Source organism: Pseudoalteromonas aliena (assembly GCF_038155085.1).
Lineage (GTDB): Bacteria > Pseudomonadota > Gammaproteobacteria > Enterobacterales > Alteromonadaceae > Pseudoalteromonas > Pseudoalteromonas aliena_A.
Genome location: NZ_JBAKAU010000003.1, coordinates 69,862 through 84,850 on the forward strand (window position 1 = coordinate 69,862; position 14,989 = coordinate 84,850).

General features: G+C 41.4%; 13 protein-coding genes. All 13 read left to right on the forward strand.

From position 1 onward, the window contains the following. Positions 1–5 precede the first annotated feature (5 nt). Genes rsmH through ftsA form a run of 13 tightly spaced genes read left to right on the forward strand, consistent with a single transcriptional unit; the run spans position 6 to position 14,969 of the window. Entirely contained in the window at positions 6–944 is a 939-nt protein-coding gene (gene rsmH, locus V6260_RS04605; protein ID WP_341592896.1) for a 16S rRNA (cytosine(1402)-N(4))-methyltransferase RsmH, read from the forward strand. Then, positions 941–1,267, forward strand: a complete 327-nt coding sequence (ftsL, locus tag V6260_RS04610) for a cell division protein FtsL (protein WP_341592897.1) — start codon at positions 941–943, stop codon at positions 1,265–1,267. Before rsmH ends, ftsL begins: the two co-directional genes overlap by 4 nt. Next, complete coding sequence (locus tag V6260_RS04615; RefSeq protein WP_341592898.1) at positions 1,264–3,081, forward strand: penicillin-binding transpeptidase domain-containing protein; 1,818 nt, start codon at positions 1,264–1,266, stop codon at positions 3,079–3,081. The genes ftsL and V6260_RS04615 overlap by 4 nt, the downstream gene beginning before the upstream one ends. Further along, entirely contained in the window at positions 3,074–4,552 is a 1,479-nt protein-coding gene (murE, locus tag V6260_RS04620; protein WP_341592899.1) for a UDP-N-acetylmuramoyl-L-alanyl-D-glutamate--2,6-diaminopimelate ligase, read from the forward strand. The genes V6260_RS04615 and murE overlap by 8 nt, the downstream gene beginning before the upstream one ends. Next, entirely contained in the window at positions 4,549–5,931 is a 1,383-nt protein-coding gene (locus tag V6260_RS04625; protein ID WP_341592900.1) for a UDP-N-acetylmuramoyl-tripeptide--D-alanyl-D-alanine ligase, read from the forward strand. Before murE ends, V6260_RS04625 begins: the two co-directional genes overlap by 4 nt. Further along, positions 5,931–7,013: a phospho-N-acetylmuramoyl-pentapeptide-transferase gene (gene mraY / locus V6260_RS04630; protein ID WP_341592901.1), complete on the forward strand. Its 1,083-nt coding sequence runs from the start codon at positions 5,931–5,933 to the stop codon at positions 7,011–7,013. The genes V6260_RS04625 and mraY overlap by 1 nt, the downstream gene beginning before the upstream one ends. Next, a complete protein-coding gene (murD, locus tag V6260_RS04635; RefSeq protein ID WP_341592902.1) occupies positions 7,014–8,348 on the forward strand; it encodes a UDP-N-acetylmuramoyl-L-alanine--D-glutamate ligase in 1,335 nt (444 codons plus the stop codon). It abuts the gene before it with no gap. Then, on the forward strand, positions 8,345–9,520 hold the full coding sequence (gene ftsW, locus V6260_RS04640; RefSeq protein ID WP_341592903.1) for a cell division protein FtsW: 1,176 nt from the start codon (positions 8,345–8,347) through the stop codon (positions 9,518–9,520). Before murD ends, ftsW begins: the two co-directional genes overlap by 4 nt. Next, the gene (gene murG / locus V6260_RS04645) at positions 9,517–10,593 is read left to right on the forward strand and encodes an undecaprenyldiphospho-muramoylpentapeptide beta-N-acetylglucosaminyltransferase (protein ID WP_341592904.1); all 1,077 of its coding nucleotides are present in this window, start codon (positions 9,517–9,519) and stop codon (positions 10,591–10,593) included. The genes ftsW and murG overlap by 4 nt, the downstream gene beginning before the upstream one ends. Next, a complete protein-coding gene (murC, locus tag V6260_RS04650) occupies positions 10,594–12,045 on the forward strand; it encodes a UDP-N-acetylmuramate--L-alanine ligase (protein WP_341592905.1) in 1,452 nt (483 codons plus the stop codon). Further along, entirely contained in the window at positions 12,042–12,962 is a 921-nt protein-coding gene (locus V6260_RS04655; protein WP_341592906.1) for a D-alanine--D-alanine ligase, read from the forward strand. Before murC ends, V6260_RS04655 begins: the two co-directional genes overlap by 4 nt. Before the next feature lies 1 nt (position 12,963). After that, positions 12,964–13,740 carry a cell division protein FtsQ/DivIB gene (locus V6260_RS04660; RefSeq protein WP_341592907.1) on the forward strand — a complete coding sequence of 259 codons (777 nt, stop codon included), beginning with the start codon at positions 12,964–12,966 and terminating at the stop codon, positions 13,738–13,740. After that, on the forward strand, positions 13,737–14,969 hold the full coding sequence (ftsA, locus tag V6260_RS04665; protein ID WP_007582937.1) for a cell division protein FtsA: 1,233 nt from the start codon (positions 13,737–13,739) through the stop codon (positions 14,967–14,969). Before V6260_RS04660 ends, ftsA begins: the two co-directional genes overlap by 4 nt. The last annotated feature ends 20 nt before the right edge of the window (positions 14,970–14,989 follow it).

Below are 14,989 nucleotides of genomic sequence, written 5' to 3' on the forward strand. Positions count from 1 at the left end.
AGCTAATGACAGCGCAATTTGAACACGTATCCGTATTAATGGATGAGACCATCGATGCCCTTGCAATTAAGCCAAACGGTATATACATGGATGGTACATTTGGACGTGGTGGCCACTCTGGGCAAATTTTAGCACGCCTTGGTGATGAAGGTCGCTTACAAGCAATTGACCAAGACCCACAAGCAATACAATCAGCTAAAAAATTTGTTGATGACCCACGTTTTGCAATTGCACACACTCGCTTTTCAAATTTATACGAAGTAGCACAGCAAAACGATCTAATTGGTAAAGTCGATGGCATTTTATTAGACATTGGTGTTTCATCGCCACAACTAGATGACGCTGAACGTGGTTTTAGCTTTATGAAAGATGGCCCGCTCGATATGCGCATGGACCCTACAACAGGTCGCAGTGCAGCACAGTGGTTAGCAGAGGCTGAGTTGGATGATATTACCCACGTAATTAAAAAACTGGGCGAAGAAAAGTTTGGTAAACGCATTGCACACAAAGTACTTGAAGTTCGTGAGCACACGCCAATCACAACTACCAAGCAGCTTGCTGACCTTGTTGATGAAGCTGTGCCGGTAAAAGATAAGTTTAAACACCCAGCTACCCGCACTTTTCAGGCTATTCGTATTTACATCAATAGTGAGCTTGAAGAGATTCAAACAGCGCTACAGTCTGCAGTTAAAGTGCTAAAGCCAGGCGGACGTTTAGTGGTGATTTCGTTTCATTCTTTAGAAGATCGTATTGTAAAACAGTTTATAAGAAAACAGAGTAAGGGAGAAGCATTACCCAGAGGTTTGCCTTTAACTGATGCACAAATAAATAAAAATCTGACGTTAAAAGCAGTGGGTAAAGCTATTAAGCCAAGTGCTGCAGAAGTAGATCGTAATCCACGTTCTCGTAGCTCTGTACTTAGGATTGCACAGAGGTTGGGATGAGTAAAAAAGCGAGCTATCGGCAACCTAATTTATTCTTTGAAATATTAAAAGGCCTAGGAGCTAATAAGCTAACCTCGGCCTTGTTGGTTGTGATATTCGCTTCTAGTTTAGCTGTTGTGCAAACAACACATTTAGCTCGTGGCCAGCTTATACAGCAAGATCAATTATTACAGCAACGCGATGAGCTCGATTTAGAGTGGCGCTACTTACTTGTTGAAGAAGAGTTTTATTCACAACACGCACGTATCGAAGAAGTAGCTACATCACAATTGAAAATGAAACGGCCAACCAGTCAAGATGAGCAGGTAATAATAGTACAATGAGAACTAGAGGAAAAAAAACAACAGTAAACTTAATCACGTGGCGTTTTATGCTTGTATGTGGTGTGGTTTTTATGGTGTTTGTGACACTCGTATCTCGTGCTGCTTATTTACAAGTTATTGAGCCTGATAAAGCACGCTCAGAGAGTAATAAGCGTACTGTACGGGTAGAAAAACTACACGTACAACGTGGTATGATATTCGATCGGCACGGTAAAGAGCTTGCAGTCAGTGTACCTGTTGTAAGTGTATATGCTGATCCTAAAGCACTGCACAAATCGCTCGTCTCTAAAGTAATTAAACAAGCACGTAAAAGTGGCGAAGATCATTTATCTTTAGCTGAAAATACCGCTGAGCTTGATAAGCGCACTGCACTTTATTATAAAAACGATCTACGCTGGCGTGAGCTTGCTGATGTGCTGCGTATTGATCCTAAAAAGATTAACTCTCGACTTTTAAACGATCCTTCGCGTCGCTTTGTTTATTTAAAGCGCCAAGTTACTCCTGCTGTAGCAAATTATATTGGCGATTTACGCCTACCAGGTATTCATTTACTAGATGAATCTAAACGCTATTACCCTGCTGGTGAGGTTACCGCGCATGTCATTGGTTTTACTAATATAGACGGTAAAGGCATTGAAGGCATTGAAAAGCTATACGAAAACGCTTTAACGGGTGAAGAAGGCCGCCGCACTATTCGTAAAGATGCACAAGGGCGTGAAGTAGAAGTACTTGACGAACGTGAACGTGTAGAGCCTGAAAGCATAGAATTAAGCATTGACCAACGTATTCAAGCTATTGCCTACAAAGCTGTAAAATCAGCTGTACTGACTTACAAAGCCACATCGGGCTCAGCTATGGTGGTTGATGTTAAAACCGGTGAAGTCTTGGCAATGGTAAATAGCCCTTCATTTAATCCAAATAACTTAAGCGATGCTGCACCTCACAAGCGTCGTAATCGCGCAATTACAGATTTGTTTGAACCAGGCTCAACTGTTAAGCCTCTAGCCATCTTAGCAGGGCTAGACTACGGTGCAATTAAGGCGAGTGATACAATAGATACCTATCCTGGTTGGATGCGATTAGGTGGGAGCTTAGTAAAGGATACTCGTAACCACGGTGAAATGACTCTTCGCGAAATCTTAAAGTACTCATCGAATATGGGGGTTGCGAAAATAACTCAACAAGTACCTAAAGATTATTTGGTGGGTCTATACCAAAAGGTGGGGTTTGGCAGTGATACAGGTACTGGTATGGTAGGCGAAAGTAGTGGCTTGTTTTACCCAAACCGTCGTTGGTCAGACTTTGAAATAGCAACATTGTCATTTGGTTACGCAATTTCTGTAAGTACAGCACAAATGGCTCGCTTTTATACCATGCTTGGCGCAGGTGGTGTTAATCGCCCTCTGACTATTTTAAAGCAAAGCTCTGTACCTGAAGGTGAACGCATTTTTAAACAAGAAGATGTTGAAGCTGTAGTGCATATGATGGAAAGTGTTTTTGAAAAAGATGGTACGGCACGTAATGTAAAAGTCGACGGGTACCGCGCAGCTGGAAAAACAGGAACTTCTAAAAAAGCTATTGCTGGTGGGTATGGTGATGAATATGTAGGTTATTTTGCAGGTGTAGCGCCGGCAAGTAATCCTCGTTTAGCCGTGGTAGTTATGATTAATGAACCTGGTGGTGATGTGTACTATGGAGGTGCCACCGCTGGCCCTGCATTTGCAGAAATCATCTCTAACGCATTAAGAATATTAAACGTAGCGCCTGACAAGGAAGAGGTTGCGTATGTACAAGGTAAAGATAACGATGCGTGATTTAAAGGATATTTTAAAATACATCGAGATAGATGCGCCCTCGCAACTGGTAAAGCATTTACGCCTTGATAGCCGTGAAGTAACGCCAGGTGATGTATTTGTTGCTATTAAAGGGCATACACTTGATGGCGGACAATTTATTAGTAAAGCAATTGAAAATGGCGCAATAGCTATCATTGCTGACAGATTATGTGAATTTGAAACCAGTTTTGAGCCACTGTATTTAGCCTCAGAACTTGATAAAAAGCTTCCAGAATTAGCTAGTCGCTTTTATAGCCAACCAAGTCAGACTCTTGATTTAATTGGTGTGACAGGTACAAATGGTAAATCGACCACCACAGCAATGATTGCCCACTTAGCACAATTTTGTAGTACTGAGTCGGCTATTATAGGCACTTTAGGTTATGGCCATCCTGATAACTTAATTCCACTGATTAATACCACACCTTCAACAGTTGATTTACAGCATATTTTGAGCGATTTAAATTCGCAGCATAAAAAGCTGGTAGCCATGGAAGTATCATCTCATGGGTTAGTGCAGCAGCGCGTTGCTAAATGCGCGTTTAAAGCGGCTGTGTTTACTAATCTTTCGCGCGATCACTTAGATTACCATGGTGATATGGCAAGTTACGGTGATGCGAAATTAATGCTTTTCCGTGACTTCGAACCACAAGTTGTCGTGCTTAATCAAGATGACTTTCAAGCTGAGCAATGGCTTGAAAAGTATGATTTTAATAACCTAATTTGTTATGGCCGCAAAAACTTAGCTCCTAAAAATGCTCGATACGTTTATTTTTCTGATGTTGAATATTCAAGTGAAGGTATTTCGGCTCAGTTATCGACGAGTTGGGGTGATATTTCAATTAAATCGCCTCTGTTTGGCGAATTTAATTTATACAACTTAACGGCCTCGCTCGCTACATTACTAGGCCTTGGTTATCCGCTGAAGCAACTTGTTGCAGGTTGTGCGCATTTACAGCCTGTTGCTGGGCGTATGCAAGCATTTAGCGAAGCAGGCAAGCCAACATGTATTGTTGATTATGCACATACACCTGAGGCGTTAGCACTTGCATTACAAGCATTGCAAAAGCATGTGCCAGGGGGCGTAAGTTGTGTGTTTGGCTGTGGTGGCGACAGAGATAAAGGTAAGCGCGCTTTAATGGCGCAAGCTGCTGAGAAAAACGCTAATAAAGTTATTATTACCAGTGATAACCCTCGCTCAGAAAACCCTGATGACATTATTGCAGATGTAGCTGGCGGTTTGACTCATCCTCAAAATTCACATCTAGAAGCTGATAGAGCAACTGCAATTCGTTTTGCTATAGAAAATGCTACAGCTGATGATGTTATTTTGATTGCAGGTAAAGGCCACGAAGATTATCAAATTATAGGCGATAAGCGCATCGACTTTTGCGATCGCCGCTATGTTCAAGAACAACTAAAAAAAGCAGTAAGAGGGATAACGCAATGATCCCAATGGATTTTGATTGGTTAGCTAATGTGCTAACAACTGATTATCAAGGTGATAATCAACATGTGTTTAATATAAATACTGATACTCGCACAGTGTGTGATGGGGAAGTGTTTTTAGCACTGAAAGGGCCAAATTTTGATGGGCATAAATTTATAGCTGAGGCTAAACAAAAAGGCGCTATAGGCGTTATTGTTCAGCACAAAGTTGATGTAGATATTCCACAATTTATAGTAAGCGATACACGTATTGCATTAGGTGCAATTGGCACCGCTGTTATGGCGCAAGTGGCGCCTAAAACAATTGCAATTACAGGGAGTGTAGGCAAAACCACCGTAAAAGAAATGTGTGCGGCAATCTTGTCAGTTCATGGTGATGTATTAGCTACTAAAGGTAATTTTAACAACGATATTGGCGTCCCACTTACGTTATTGCGCTTAGAGCCTCAACATCGTTTTGCAGTTATTGAGCTAGGTGCAAATCACTTAGGTGAAATAGCCTACACCACAGCGATGACAAAACCAGATGTGGCTGTTGTATGTAATGTTGCAGCAGCCCACTTAGAAGGTTTCGGTAGTTTAATGGGCGTCGCAAAAGCTAAAGGTGAGATTTTTGATGGCCTTAAAGATGACGGCGTTGCCATTGTTAATTGCGATAGTGAATTTAGCCAGTATTGGTTAGATAAACTTGAAGGGCGCAATGTTAAACGCTTTTCTACAACTGAAAAACTAGACATTTGGGCAGAAAACATCACGCTTGATGTCAATGCGCGTGCAAGCTTTATGCTTTGCACTAAAAACAAGCAAGTACCTGTTACTTTGGCGCTACCTGGTAAGCATAATATTAGTAATGCGCTTATCGCTGCGGCGCTGACCAGTGAATTTGATGTAACCCTTGAAGAAATAGCCAATGCACTTGCCACTATGGGTGATGTAAAAGGGCGCGTGAATTTAATTGAAGTGTCTGATTTACTCACCGTGGTTGATGATACCTATAATGCCAATGTTAAGTCGGTAAAAGCTGCGATTGACTTGTTAAGTGACATGCAAGGTCACCGCATTTTAGCACTCGGTGACATGGGGGAACTGGGCGAAGATGCACGTAAATACCATCAAGAAGTGGGAGAGTACGCACTTGAGCAAGGGATTGATGAGTTATTTACATTAGGTGTATTAAGTAAATACGCAAGTGATGTGTTTGAACTACCTAATCGTCACTTTTCGAGCCGCGAACAGATGCAGCAAAAAATTCAAGAAAGTATTAATAAAGTGAATACTAAAACAACAATAGTAGTGAAAGGGTCGCGCAGTTCTCGCATGGAATTATTAGTAACCGATTTAGTTAATGGCCAGCAACAAGCCATCAATGGAGTATCATAATGTTAGTTTGGCTGGCAGAGTATTTAACGCAGTATTTTAGTGGTTTTCATGTTTTCTCGTATTTAACGCTACGTGCCATTTTAGGTATTTTAACTGCGCTAATTATGTCTCTTTATTTAGGGCCTAAGTTAATTCGCGGTTTGCAACGTATGCAAATAGGACAAACAGTTCGCGACGATGGTCCGCAATCGCATTTGTCTAAGTCGGGCACGCCGACTATGGGTGGCTTACTTATTTTAGCGGCTATTTTTACAAGCACGCTACTTTGGGCTGATTTATCAAATAAATATGTGTGGGCAACACTGTTTGTAATTGGCTCATTAGGTATTGTTGGCTTTGTTGATGATTACCGTAAAGTTATTCGTAAAGACCCAAAAGGTTTAATTGCTAAGTGGAAGTACTTTTGGCAATCGGTCATTGCATTAGTTGTAGCTACTGCTTTGTACTTTACCAGTGCACAAGTATCTGAAACATCACTTGTTGTTCCATTTTTTAAAGACGTGTTACCGCAATTAGGTTTGTTTTATATCGTGCTTACGTACTTTGCGATAGTAGGTACATCAAACGCGGTAAACCTGACTGATGGCTTAGATGGCTTGGCGATTGTGCCAATTATTTTGGTGGCTGCGGCATTGGCAATTATTGCTTACTTAACAGGTAATATTAACTTTTCGGCTTACTTACATATTCCACATTTACCGCTAGCGAGTGAGCTTGTAGTTGTGTGTACTGCCATTGTAGGCGCAGGGCTTGGCTTTTTATGGTTTAACACTTACCCAGCACAAGTATTTATGGGCGATGTTGGCTCATTAGCACTTGGTGGCGCATTAGGTATTATTGCTGTTTTAGTACGCCAAGAATTACTACTTATTATTATGGGCGGTGTATTTGTAATGGAAGCACTATCGGTAATATTACAAGTTGGGTCGTATAAATTACGCGGACAACGCATTTTTAGAATGGCGCCGATTCATCATCATTATGAATTAAAAGGTTGGCCAGAGCCTCGCGTTATTGTGCGCTTTTGGATTATTTCTGTTGTGCTAGTGCTTGCTGGCTTAGCTACTTTAAAGATTCGATAAATGCAGTATTTAAACGAGATAAAAAACAAACAAATAACAGTGCTCGGACTCGGTGTAACCGGTCTGGGCATTGTGCGTTTTCTATTATCTCATGGCCTCGCCCCTAAGGTCGTTGATAGCCGAGTAACCCCGCCGGGGATTGATTGGTTAAAAGAGCATGCGCCAACTCTAGATACCCACTTCGGTAATTTGGATGACGCAGAGCTTTGTTCAAGCAATATGATTATTATAAGCCCTGGGCTTAACTTAAAAATACCAGCTGTTGCAGATGCAATTAACGCAGGTATCGAAGTGATTGGTGACGTTGAGTTATTTGCACGCATTAATACAAAACCTGTTGTTGCAGTAACGGGCTCTAACGGTAAATCAACAGTGGTTACGCTCGCTTATGAAGTATTAAAAGAAGCCGGCTATAAAGTTGCTTTGGGTGGGAATATTGGCACAGCAGTGCTTGATTTGCTCAGTGATGATTTTGATGTGTATGTACTTGAGTTATCTAGTTTTCAGCTAGATACCACAACAAGTTTAAAACCTGTGAGTGCAACGGTATTAAATGTGTCAGAAGATCACCTTGACCGCTACGACAGTTACCAAGCTTATATAGAATCAAAACTAAGTATTTATGACGCTGCAGAGCTTATTGTTGTCAATGCTGACGATATTCAAACACATCCAGTTGAGCGCGGTACAGCCCCCCTAATCAGCTTTGGTGCTCAACAAGGTGATTACCATTTAGCGCAGCACAATGGCGAAACTCACTTTATGGTTAAAGGAGATGCCTTTTTACCTGTTGATACGCTTGCGGTAGTGGGTAAGCACAATTATTTAAATACGCTCGCCGTAATGGCGCTCTTAAGTCCGCTTGAAGTAAGCAAAGAGCAATATAAAAACGCATTAGGTCAATTTAATGGGTTGGCTCATCGTTGCCAATTTATAGCTGAGCTTAACGGTGTAAAGTATTTTAACGATTCAAAGGCAACGAATGTTGGAGCGACCATTGCTGCAATAGATAGTTTAGCTAGTGACGGTGAAAATCTTATTGTTATTGCTGGTGGCGATGCCAAAGGCGCTGATTTAAATGCGCTTAAGCCTTACATAGAGCAGCATGTAAAAGCATTAATTTGTTTTGGTAAAGATGCAAGTGGTTTAGCTGCGATTACCAATAAGAGCTATTTAACTAACAATATGGAACAAGCCGTTGCTTTGGCCAACGTACTTAGTAGTACTGGTAATATTGTTTTATTAGCACCTGCATGTGCCAGCATTGATATGTATAGCAATTATATGCAACGCGGTGATGAGTTTGTTCAGTGTGTTATGGCAGATCAAACATGATTACTTTTGCTGATATTAGAGAAACATTAACACCCAAACCATCAGCACAATTATACGATGTTCCATTACTTTATTGCATGCTAATGCTCATAGGGGTTGGTTTTGTAATGGTAACTAGCGCTTCAATGCCAACGGCAGATAGGTTATTTGGTAATATTTACCATTTTACAATTCGCCATGGAATTTTTTTGGGTCTGTCATTTTTCCTATTTTGGATAACTACATTAGTCCCCATGAGTTGGTGGAAAAAAGCGAATCCTTACCTGTTATTAATAGGGCTTGTATTGCTGCTAGTTGTGTTAATTATTGGTCGTGAAGTAAACGGTTCTACTCGATGGATACCTATTGGGCCATTTAACATCCAAGCGTCAGAGCTTGCCAAATTATTCTTTTTTAGCTACATCGCAGGTTATTTAGTACGTAAGCGCGAAGAAGTGCAAGAAAATATTAAAGGTTTTGCAAAGCCAATAGCTGTATTTGCGGTATATGCATTACTTATTTTATTACAGCCTGATTTAGGAACTGTAGTTGTTATGTTTGTAACTACAGTTGGTTTGCTGTTTTTAGCTGGAGCAAAACTTTGGCAGTTTTTTGCATTAATTTTAACAGGCGTTGCGCTGGTTGTTGGCTTAATTGTTTTAGAGCCATATCGAATGGCACGGGTTGTTGGCTTTTTAGAGCCTTGGGATGACCCATTTGGTAAAGGCTATCAGTTGGTGCAATCGTTAATGGCGTATAGTCAAGGAGATTGGTTTGGACAAGGGCTTGGCAATAGTGTGCAAAAATTGCAGTATTTACCAGAAGCTCACACTGACTTTATTTTTGCTGTTATTGCTGAAGAGTTAGGCTTTATTGGTGTATTAAGTATTTTAATGGTGCTGGGAACTTTGGTTTTTAGAGCATTATTAATAGGTCAAACTGCACTTAAAAATGGTAAGGAATATGAGGGCTATTTTGCCTTAGCTATTGGTATTTGGTTTGCGTTTCAAACCATGGTTAATGTAGGCGCGAGTGCGGGAATTTTACCGACCAAAGGCTTAACTCTACCATTTATTTCTTATGGCGGTTCAAGCTTATTGATGATGACTATTGCAACGGGTATTTTACTACGCGTTGATTTTGAAACTAAAATGGCAACCAAACAAGCCACCTCAGGTGGAGGTAAGCGATGAGTAAAAAATTAGTAGTAGTGGCTGGTGGAACTGGCGGACACATTTTTCCCGGTATTGCGGTGGCCGATTATTTAAAGAAGCAGGGCTGGCAAGTTAGCTGGATTGGCACTTCAGATAGAATGGAAGCGCGTGTTGTACCTAAGCACAATATAGATATTGATTTTATTAATGTAAAGGGCGTACGCGGTAATGGCTTAAAACGTCTCATTAAAGCCCCATTCATGGTAATTAATGCAGTATTACAGGCGCGTAAAGTATTGAAAGAACAGCGTCCTGATGTAGTACTTGCAATGGGCGGTTATGTTACGGGCCCTACAGGTATAGCCGCAAAAAGTTTAGGTGTTCCGTTGGTGATTCACGAGCAAAATGCTGTAGCGGGTATGAGTAATAAACTGTTAGCTAAGGTGGCTACACGTGTACTAGCAGCATTTCCAAGTGCTTTTGCACAGGGGCAAGCTGAATTAGTAGGAAACCCAGTACGTCAAAGCGTTATGAATATAGTCAAACGTGATGTATCAAGCCCTATTAATATTTTAGTGGTTGGTGGCTCGCTCGGTGCACAAGTGTTTAATCAAACATTACCAGAGGCATTTAAAGTACTAAATAATACAGCTCCTATAAGCGTATGGCATCAAACAGGTAAGGGTCATTTATCTACTGTGGAAACAGCTTATAAAATGCATGGCTTAGCGGATGTTAATACAAAAATAGCTGAATTTATTGATGATATGGACGCGGCGTATAGCTGGGCTGATATTGTTGTTTGCCGCGCTGGTGCGTTAACTGTTAGCGAAATTGCAGCAGCGGGTAAAATGGCCGTATTTGTACCATTTCCGCATGCCGTTGACGATCATCAAACTGCTAACGCACAGTATTTAGTTATGGCTAATGGCGCTTTATTGATGCCACAAGGGCAATTCAATAAACAGTCTATTGTTGCGCTGTTGAGTCCTTATTTAGCGCAACCAAAATTAATTACTGAAATTGCTACTAATGCAAAAAAACAAGCCATTTTAGATGCCACAGCAAGCGTAGCTGCGCACTGTGAGCAAGTAACAAATAAGAGAAAATAAGTGAAAGAAACGTCAGTACAAGAAAAACACACGCGCCCTGCAATGCGCCGAATAGACACCATACATTTTATAGGTATTGGCGGTGCTGGTATGGGCGGTATTGCAGAAGTACTTGCTTTTGAAGGTTACCGTATTACAGGGTCTGATATTGCGCACAGTGCAATGACAGAGCGCCTGATAAAAGCCGGCGCAGAAGTCTTTATTGGCCATCATGAAAATAACGTAAAAGATGCTAACGTAGTGGTTGTTTCAAGCGCAATAGATGAAACAAACCCGGAAATTATAGCTGCAAAAGCGGCGCGTATACCAGTAGTTCGCCGTGCAGAAATGCTTGCCGAGCTAATGCGTTTTCGCCACGGTATAGCGATTGCTGGTACGCATGGTAAAACAACGACAACAAGCTTAATTGCGAGTATTTATGGGCAAGCAGGGCTTGATCCAACCTTTATTATTGGTGGCTTATTAAATAGCGCAGGCAGTAACGCAAAAGTAGGTAAAAGTGATTTTTTAATTGCGGAAGCAGATGAAAGCGATGCGTCGTTTTTACATTTACAGCCAATGGTGTCGGTGATCACAAATATCGAAGAAGATCACATGGATACATATGGTGGCAGTCTTGAGAAAATGAAAGACACCTATGTAGACTTTATCCATAACCTACCGTTTTATGGCTTAGCTGTCGTGTGCATTGACTCAGAAGTAGCTAGCGAGCTAATCCCGCGTTTTGCTCGCCCTGTCATTACTTATGGCGAAGCAAAGGATGCTGATTATCGCATGAGCGACTTTAGTCAGTCTGCCAATACGTGTACGTTTACCGTAACAAGTAAAAATGGCGATAGCTTAACTGCCACGCTCAATATGCCTGGTAAGCACAATGCACTCAATGCAACTGCTGCAATTGCGGTAGCTAAAGATCAAAATATTGCAAATCATGCAATTTTAGAAGCATTACAAAATTTTGAAGGAATAGGGCGTCGTTTTCAGCATTATGGTGAATTTGAAAATGAACGTGGCAATGTGATGCTAGTTGATGATTACGGGCATCACCCTTCAGAAGTTGCAGCAACAATTGCAGCAGTACGTGAAGGTTGGCCCGATAAGCGATTGGTAATGGTATATCAACCACATAGATTTTCTCGTACACGTGATTTGTACGAAGATTTTGTAAAAGTACTCGCTGATGTAGATCAGTTACTATTACTTGATGTGTATAGCGCAGGTGAAGAACCTATTGTAGGCGCAGACAGCAAAAGCTTATGTCGTAGCCTTCGTCAACGTGGTAAAGAGCCTCTGCATGTGGCAACAAATTCTGAGCTTGCAGGTGTTTTGGCCGCAAATTTACAAAACAATGATTTAGTATTAACCCAAGGCGCTGGTAATATAGGTCAATTAGTTAAAACATTAGCTGCTACAGGTATGTCGATAGAAAAACTTAAGCAAGGTGAAGTATGACTCAGGTAAACACACAATTTGGTAAAGTAGCGGTACTGCTAGGTGGTAACTCAGCAGAGCGTGAAGTGTCTTTACGATCGGGTCAGGCTGTTTTAAACGCGCTACAAAATAGTGGCGTAGATGCAATTGCATTCGACCCTCAAAATCGCTCGCTTTGGGATTTAAAAGAATTAAATGTAGATCGTGTTTTTATTGCTCTTCACGGCCGTGGTGGTGAAGATGGTACTGTACAAGGTGCGCTTGAGTTTATGAATCTACCTTACACTGGTAGTAATGTGCTTGGCTCTGCACTGGCTATGGATAAAGTTCGTTGTAAGCACCTATTTAAATCTGCTGGTTTAAGTACAGCACCTTATGCAGTCGTTGATGCTAAAAAAGGTTTTGATGCTAAAGCCATTATGGATGAGTTTAAAAAAGTAATGGTTAAGCCATCACATGAAGGCTCAAGCATTGGTATGGCGCAGGCAAGTAGCGCACAAGAGCTAGATGAAGCTTTGGCTCACGCATTTAAGTTCGATAATCAAGTGCTAGTGGAGCAGTGGATAACAGGGCGAGAATTTACCGTTACAGTGCTTGGCGGCGAAGTACAGCCTGTTATTGAAATGACTACACCCAATGGCTTTTATGATTATCAAGCTAAGTATCAATCAAATACAACGCAGTATCATTGCCCTGCAGATTTATCAGAGCAAGATACTAAGTACTTACAAGCTATATCGCTAGATGCATTTGATTTGGTGGGCGCAAGTGGTTGGGGCCGTGTTGATGCGATGCAAGACGAGCAAGGTAACTTTTACCTACTTGAAGTAAATACAGTACCAGGCATGACTGAAAAGTCGTTAGTGCCAATGGCGGCAAAAGCGAATGGGGCAACCTTTGAACAATTAGTTGTTCGCATTTTGGAGCAAACGCTTTAATATGCATCCCCTTTTAGAAAAAGCTCAGAGAATCAAACTGAAACTTAATTGGTCTTTAATTTTTGGTGTGAGTTTTTTCCTGGTTGTAGTGATAGGCTTAGTGCAAATTACGACCGGTGTATCGGATTGGTTAGTAGAGAATAAAGATGCTCAAATAAAGCATCTTACAGTACAGGGACACCCAAAATACACTGATGAAGCAGCAATCATAAGAACAATAAAGCAGGCTGATTTAAGTAGCTTTTTTGAATTAGATGTGAAGCATGTCCAGCAGTTAGTTCAAGATTTGCCTTGGGTTGCGACGGTTTCAGTGCGTAAGCAATGGCCTGATACTATACAAGTGTATGTAGTTGAACATACACCTGTTGCACATTGGAATAGTGACTTATTACTAAATCAGAGCGGCCAAGCGTTTCAGGCTAGTAGCGATAAGCTAACAGATTTGCCGCAGTTGTATGGTCCTGAAGGCAGCGAAGAAGAAGCGTGGATTGCTTTTAAGCAGTTTGATGAGATGCTTAAGGTAAATAACTTAACTCTTTCTAGTTTGGCGCTATCAGAGCGATTTTCTTGGCAATTGTGGCTTGATAATGGAATTCGTTTAGACCTAGGACGTAAGGATAAAGCTAAACGCGTACAACGCTTTATAGATGTTTATCCGCGAATGGAACAACGTGCGGATGCACAAGTAGACACAATCGATTTACGGTATGATACCGGCCTTGCTGTGAGTTTTAAACCACTGCAAGAAGAACAATTACAAAATAAGAGTAAGGCATGACTAAGTCAGCAGAAAGAAACCTAGTAATAGGATTAGACGTTGGCACCTCGAAAGTGGTTGCCACGGTAGGTGAAATCACCGCAGATAACAAGCTCAGTATTGTTGGAGTGGGCAGCCAAGTATCTCATGGTATGGATAAAGGCGGCGTTAACGATTTAAACTTAGTGTCTGAGTCTATTCGCCGAGCAATAGATGAAGCTGAGTTAATGGCTGATTGTCGTATTAGCTCTGTGTATTTAGGTATTTCTGGCAAACATATACAGTGTCAAAATGAAAGTGGTGTGGTGGCGATTAACAACACCGAAGTCACTGACGAAGATATTGAAAACGTAATACACATTGCTCGCTCTGTGCCTATCTCGGCAGAGCGTAAAATGCTACATGCATTGCCGCAAGAATACAGCATTGATATGCAAGAGGGCATTAAAAACCCGTTGGGTATGAGTGGTGTGCGTATGGAAGCACGTGCACATATTATTACGTGCTCAAACGATATGGCAAAAAATATAGAAAAATGCGTAGAGCGCTGTGGCTTGGAAGTCGATCAGCTTATATTTACAGCATTAGCATCGTGTTACTCGGTGTTAACTGATGACGAAAAAGAGCTAGGTGTAGCAGTACTTGATATTGGTGGTGGTACAATGGATATCACCATTTACATTAATGGTGCACTTCGTCACTCTGCGGTTATTCCAGTGGCGGGTAACCAAGTTACAGGTGATATTGCAAAAATATTTCGCACACCTATATCGCATGCAGAGTCACTCAAAGTACAATACGCATGTGCAAGTAGTCAAATGGCGAGTAGTGAAGACACTATTGAAGTGCCAAGTGTAGGTGGGCGACCAGCAAGATTGATGTCTCGCCATACTTTATCTGAAGTAGTAGAGCCTCGCTTTAGAGAATTATTTGAGCTTGCGATGGAAGAAATTCGTCGTTCAGGCTTAGAAGACCAAATTGCGGCAGGCCTCGTTATTACAGGCGGAACTGCTAAAATGACTGGCGCGATGGAAGTGGCAGAAGACATTTTCCAAATGCCAGTAAGAATAGGCAAACCAATCGGGATGGTTGGTTTGACAGACTATGTAGATGATCCTTCGTACGCAACCGCTGTTGGTTTGTTACAATACGGGCGCACTATGCAATCGATGAATGCACAAAAGTCGAAAGCAGAGGATAATAATAATTGGTGGAACCGTATAACGAAATGGTTCCAAGGCGAGTTTTAAGGCTCAAGTCGGAGAGTAAA

What these genes read in the sequence shown, in the direction of transcription:
- mraY (WP_341592901.1), top strand. Translation starts at nt 5,931, where the DNA reads ATGTTAGTTTGGCTGGCAGAGTATTTAACGCAGTATTTTAGTGGTTTT.
- V6260_RS04625 (WP_341592900.1), top strand. Translation starts at nt 4,549, where the DNA reads ATGATCCCAATGGATTTTGATTGGTTAGCTAATGTGCTAACAACTGAT.
- V6260_RS04615 (WP_341592898.1), top strand. Translation starts at nt 1,264, where the DNA reads ATGAGAACTAGAGGAAAAAAAACAACAGTAAACTTAATCACGTGGCGT.
- ftsL (WP_341592897.1), top strand. Translation starts at nt 941, where the DNA reads ATGAGTAAAAAAGCGAGCTATCGGCAACCTAATTTATTCTTTGAAATA.
- murD (WP_341592902.1), top strand. Translation starts at nt 7,014, where the DNA reads ATGCAGTATTTAAACGAGATAAAAAACAAACAAATAACAGTGCTCGGA.
- murE (WP_341592899.1), top strand. Translation starts at nt 3,074, where the DNA reads ATGCGTGATTTAAAGGATATTTTAAAATACATCGAGATAGATGCGCCC.
- murG (WP_341592904.1), top strand. Translation starts at nt 9,517, where the DNA reads ATGAGTAAAAAATTAGTAGTAGTGGCTGGTGGAACTGGCGGACACATT.
- rsmH (WP_341592896.1), top strand. Translation starts at nt 6, where the DNA reads ATGACAGCGCAATTTGAACACGTATCCGTATTAATGGATGAGACCATC.
- ftsW (WP_341592903.1), top strand. Translation starts at nt 8,345, where the DNA reads ATGATTACTTTTGCTGATATTAGAGAAACATTAACACCCAAACCATCA.
- V6260_RS04660 (WP_341592907.1), top strand. Translation starts at nt 12,964, where the DNA reads ATGCATCCCCTTTTAGAAAAAGCTCAGAGAATCAAACTGAAACTTAAT.
- ftsA (WP_007582937.1), top strand. Translation starts at nt 13,737, where the DNA reads ATGACTAAGTCAGCAGAAAGAAACCTAGTAATAGGATTAGACGTTGGC.
- V6260_RS04655 (WP_341592906.1), top strand. Translation starts at nt 12,042, where the DNA reads ATGACTCAGGTAAACACACAATTTGGTAAAGTAGCGGTACTGCTAGGT.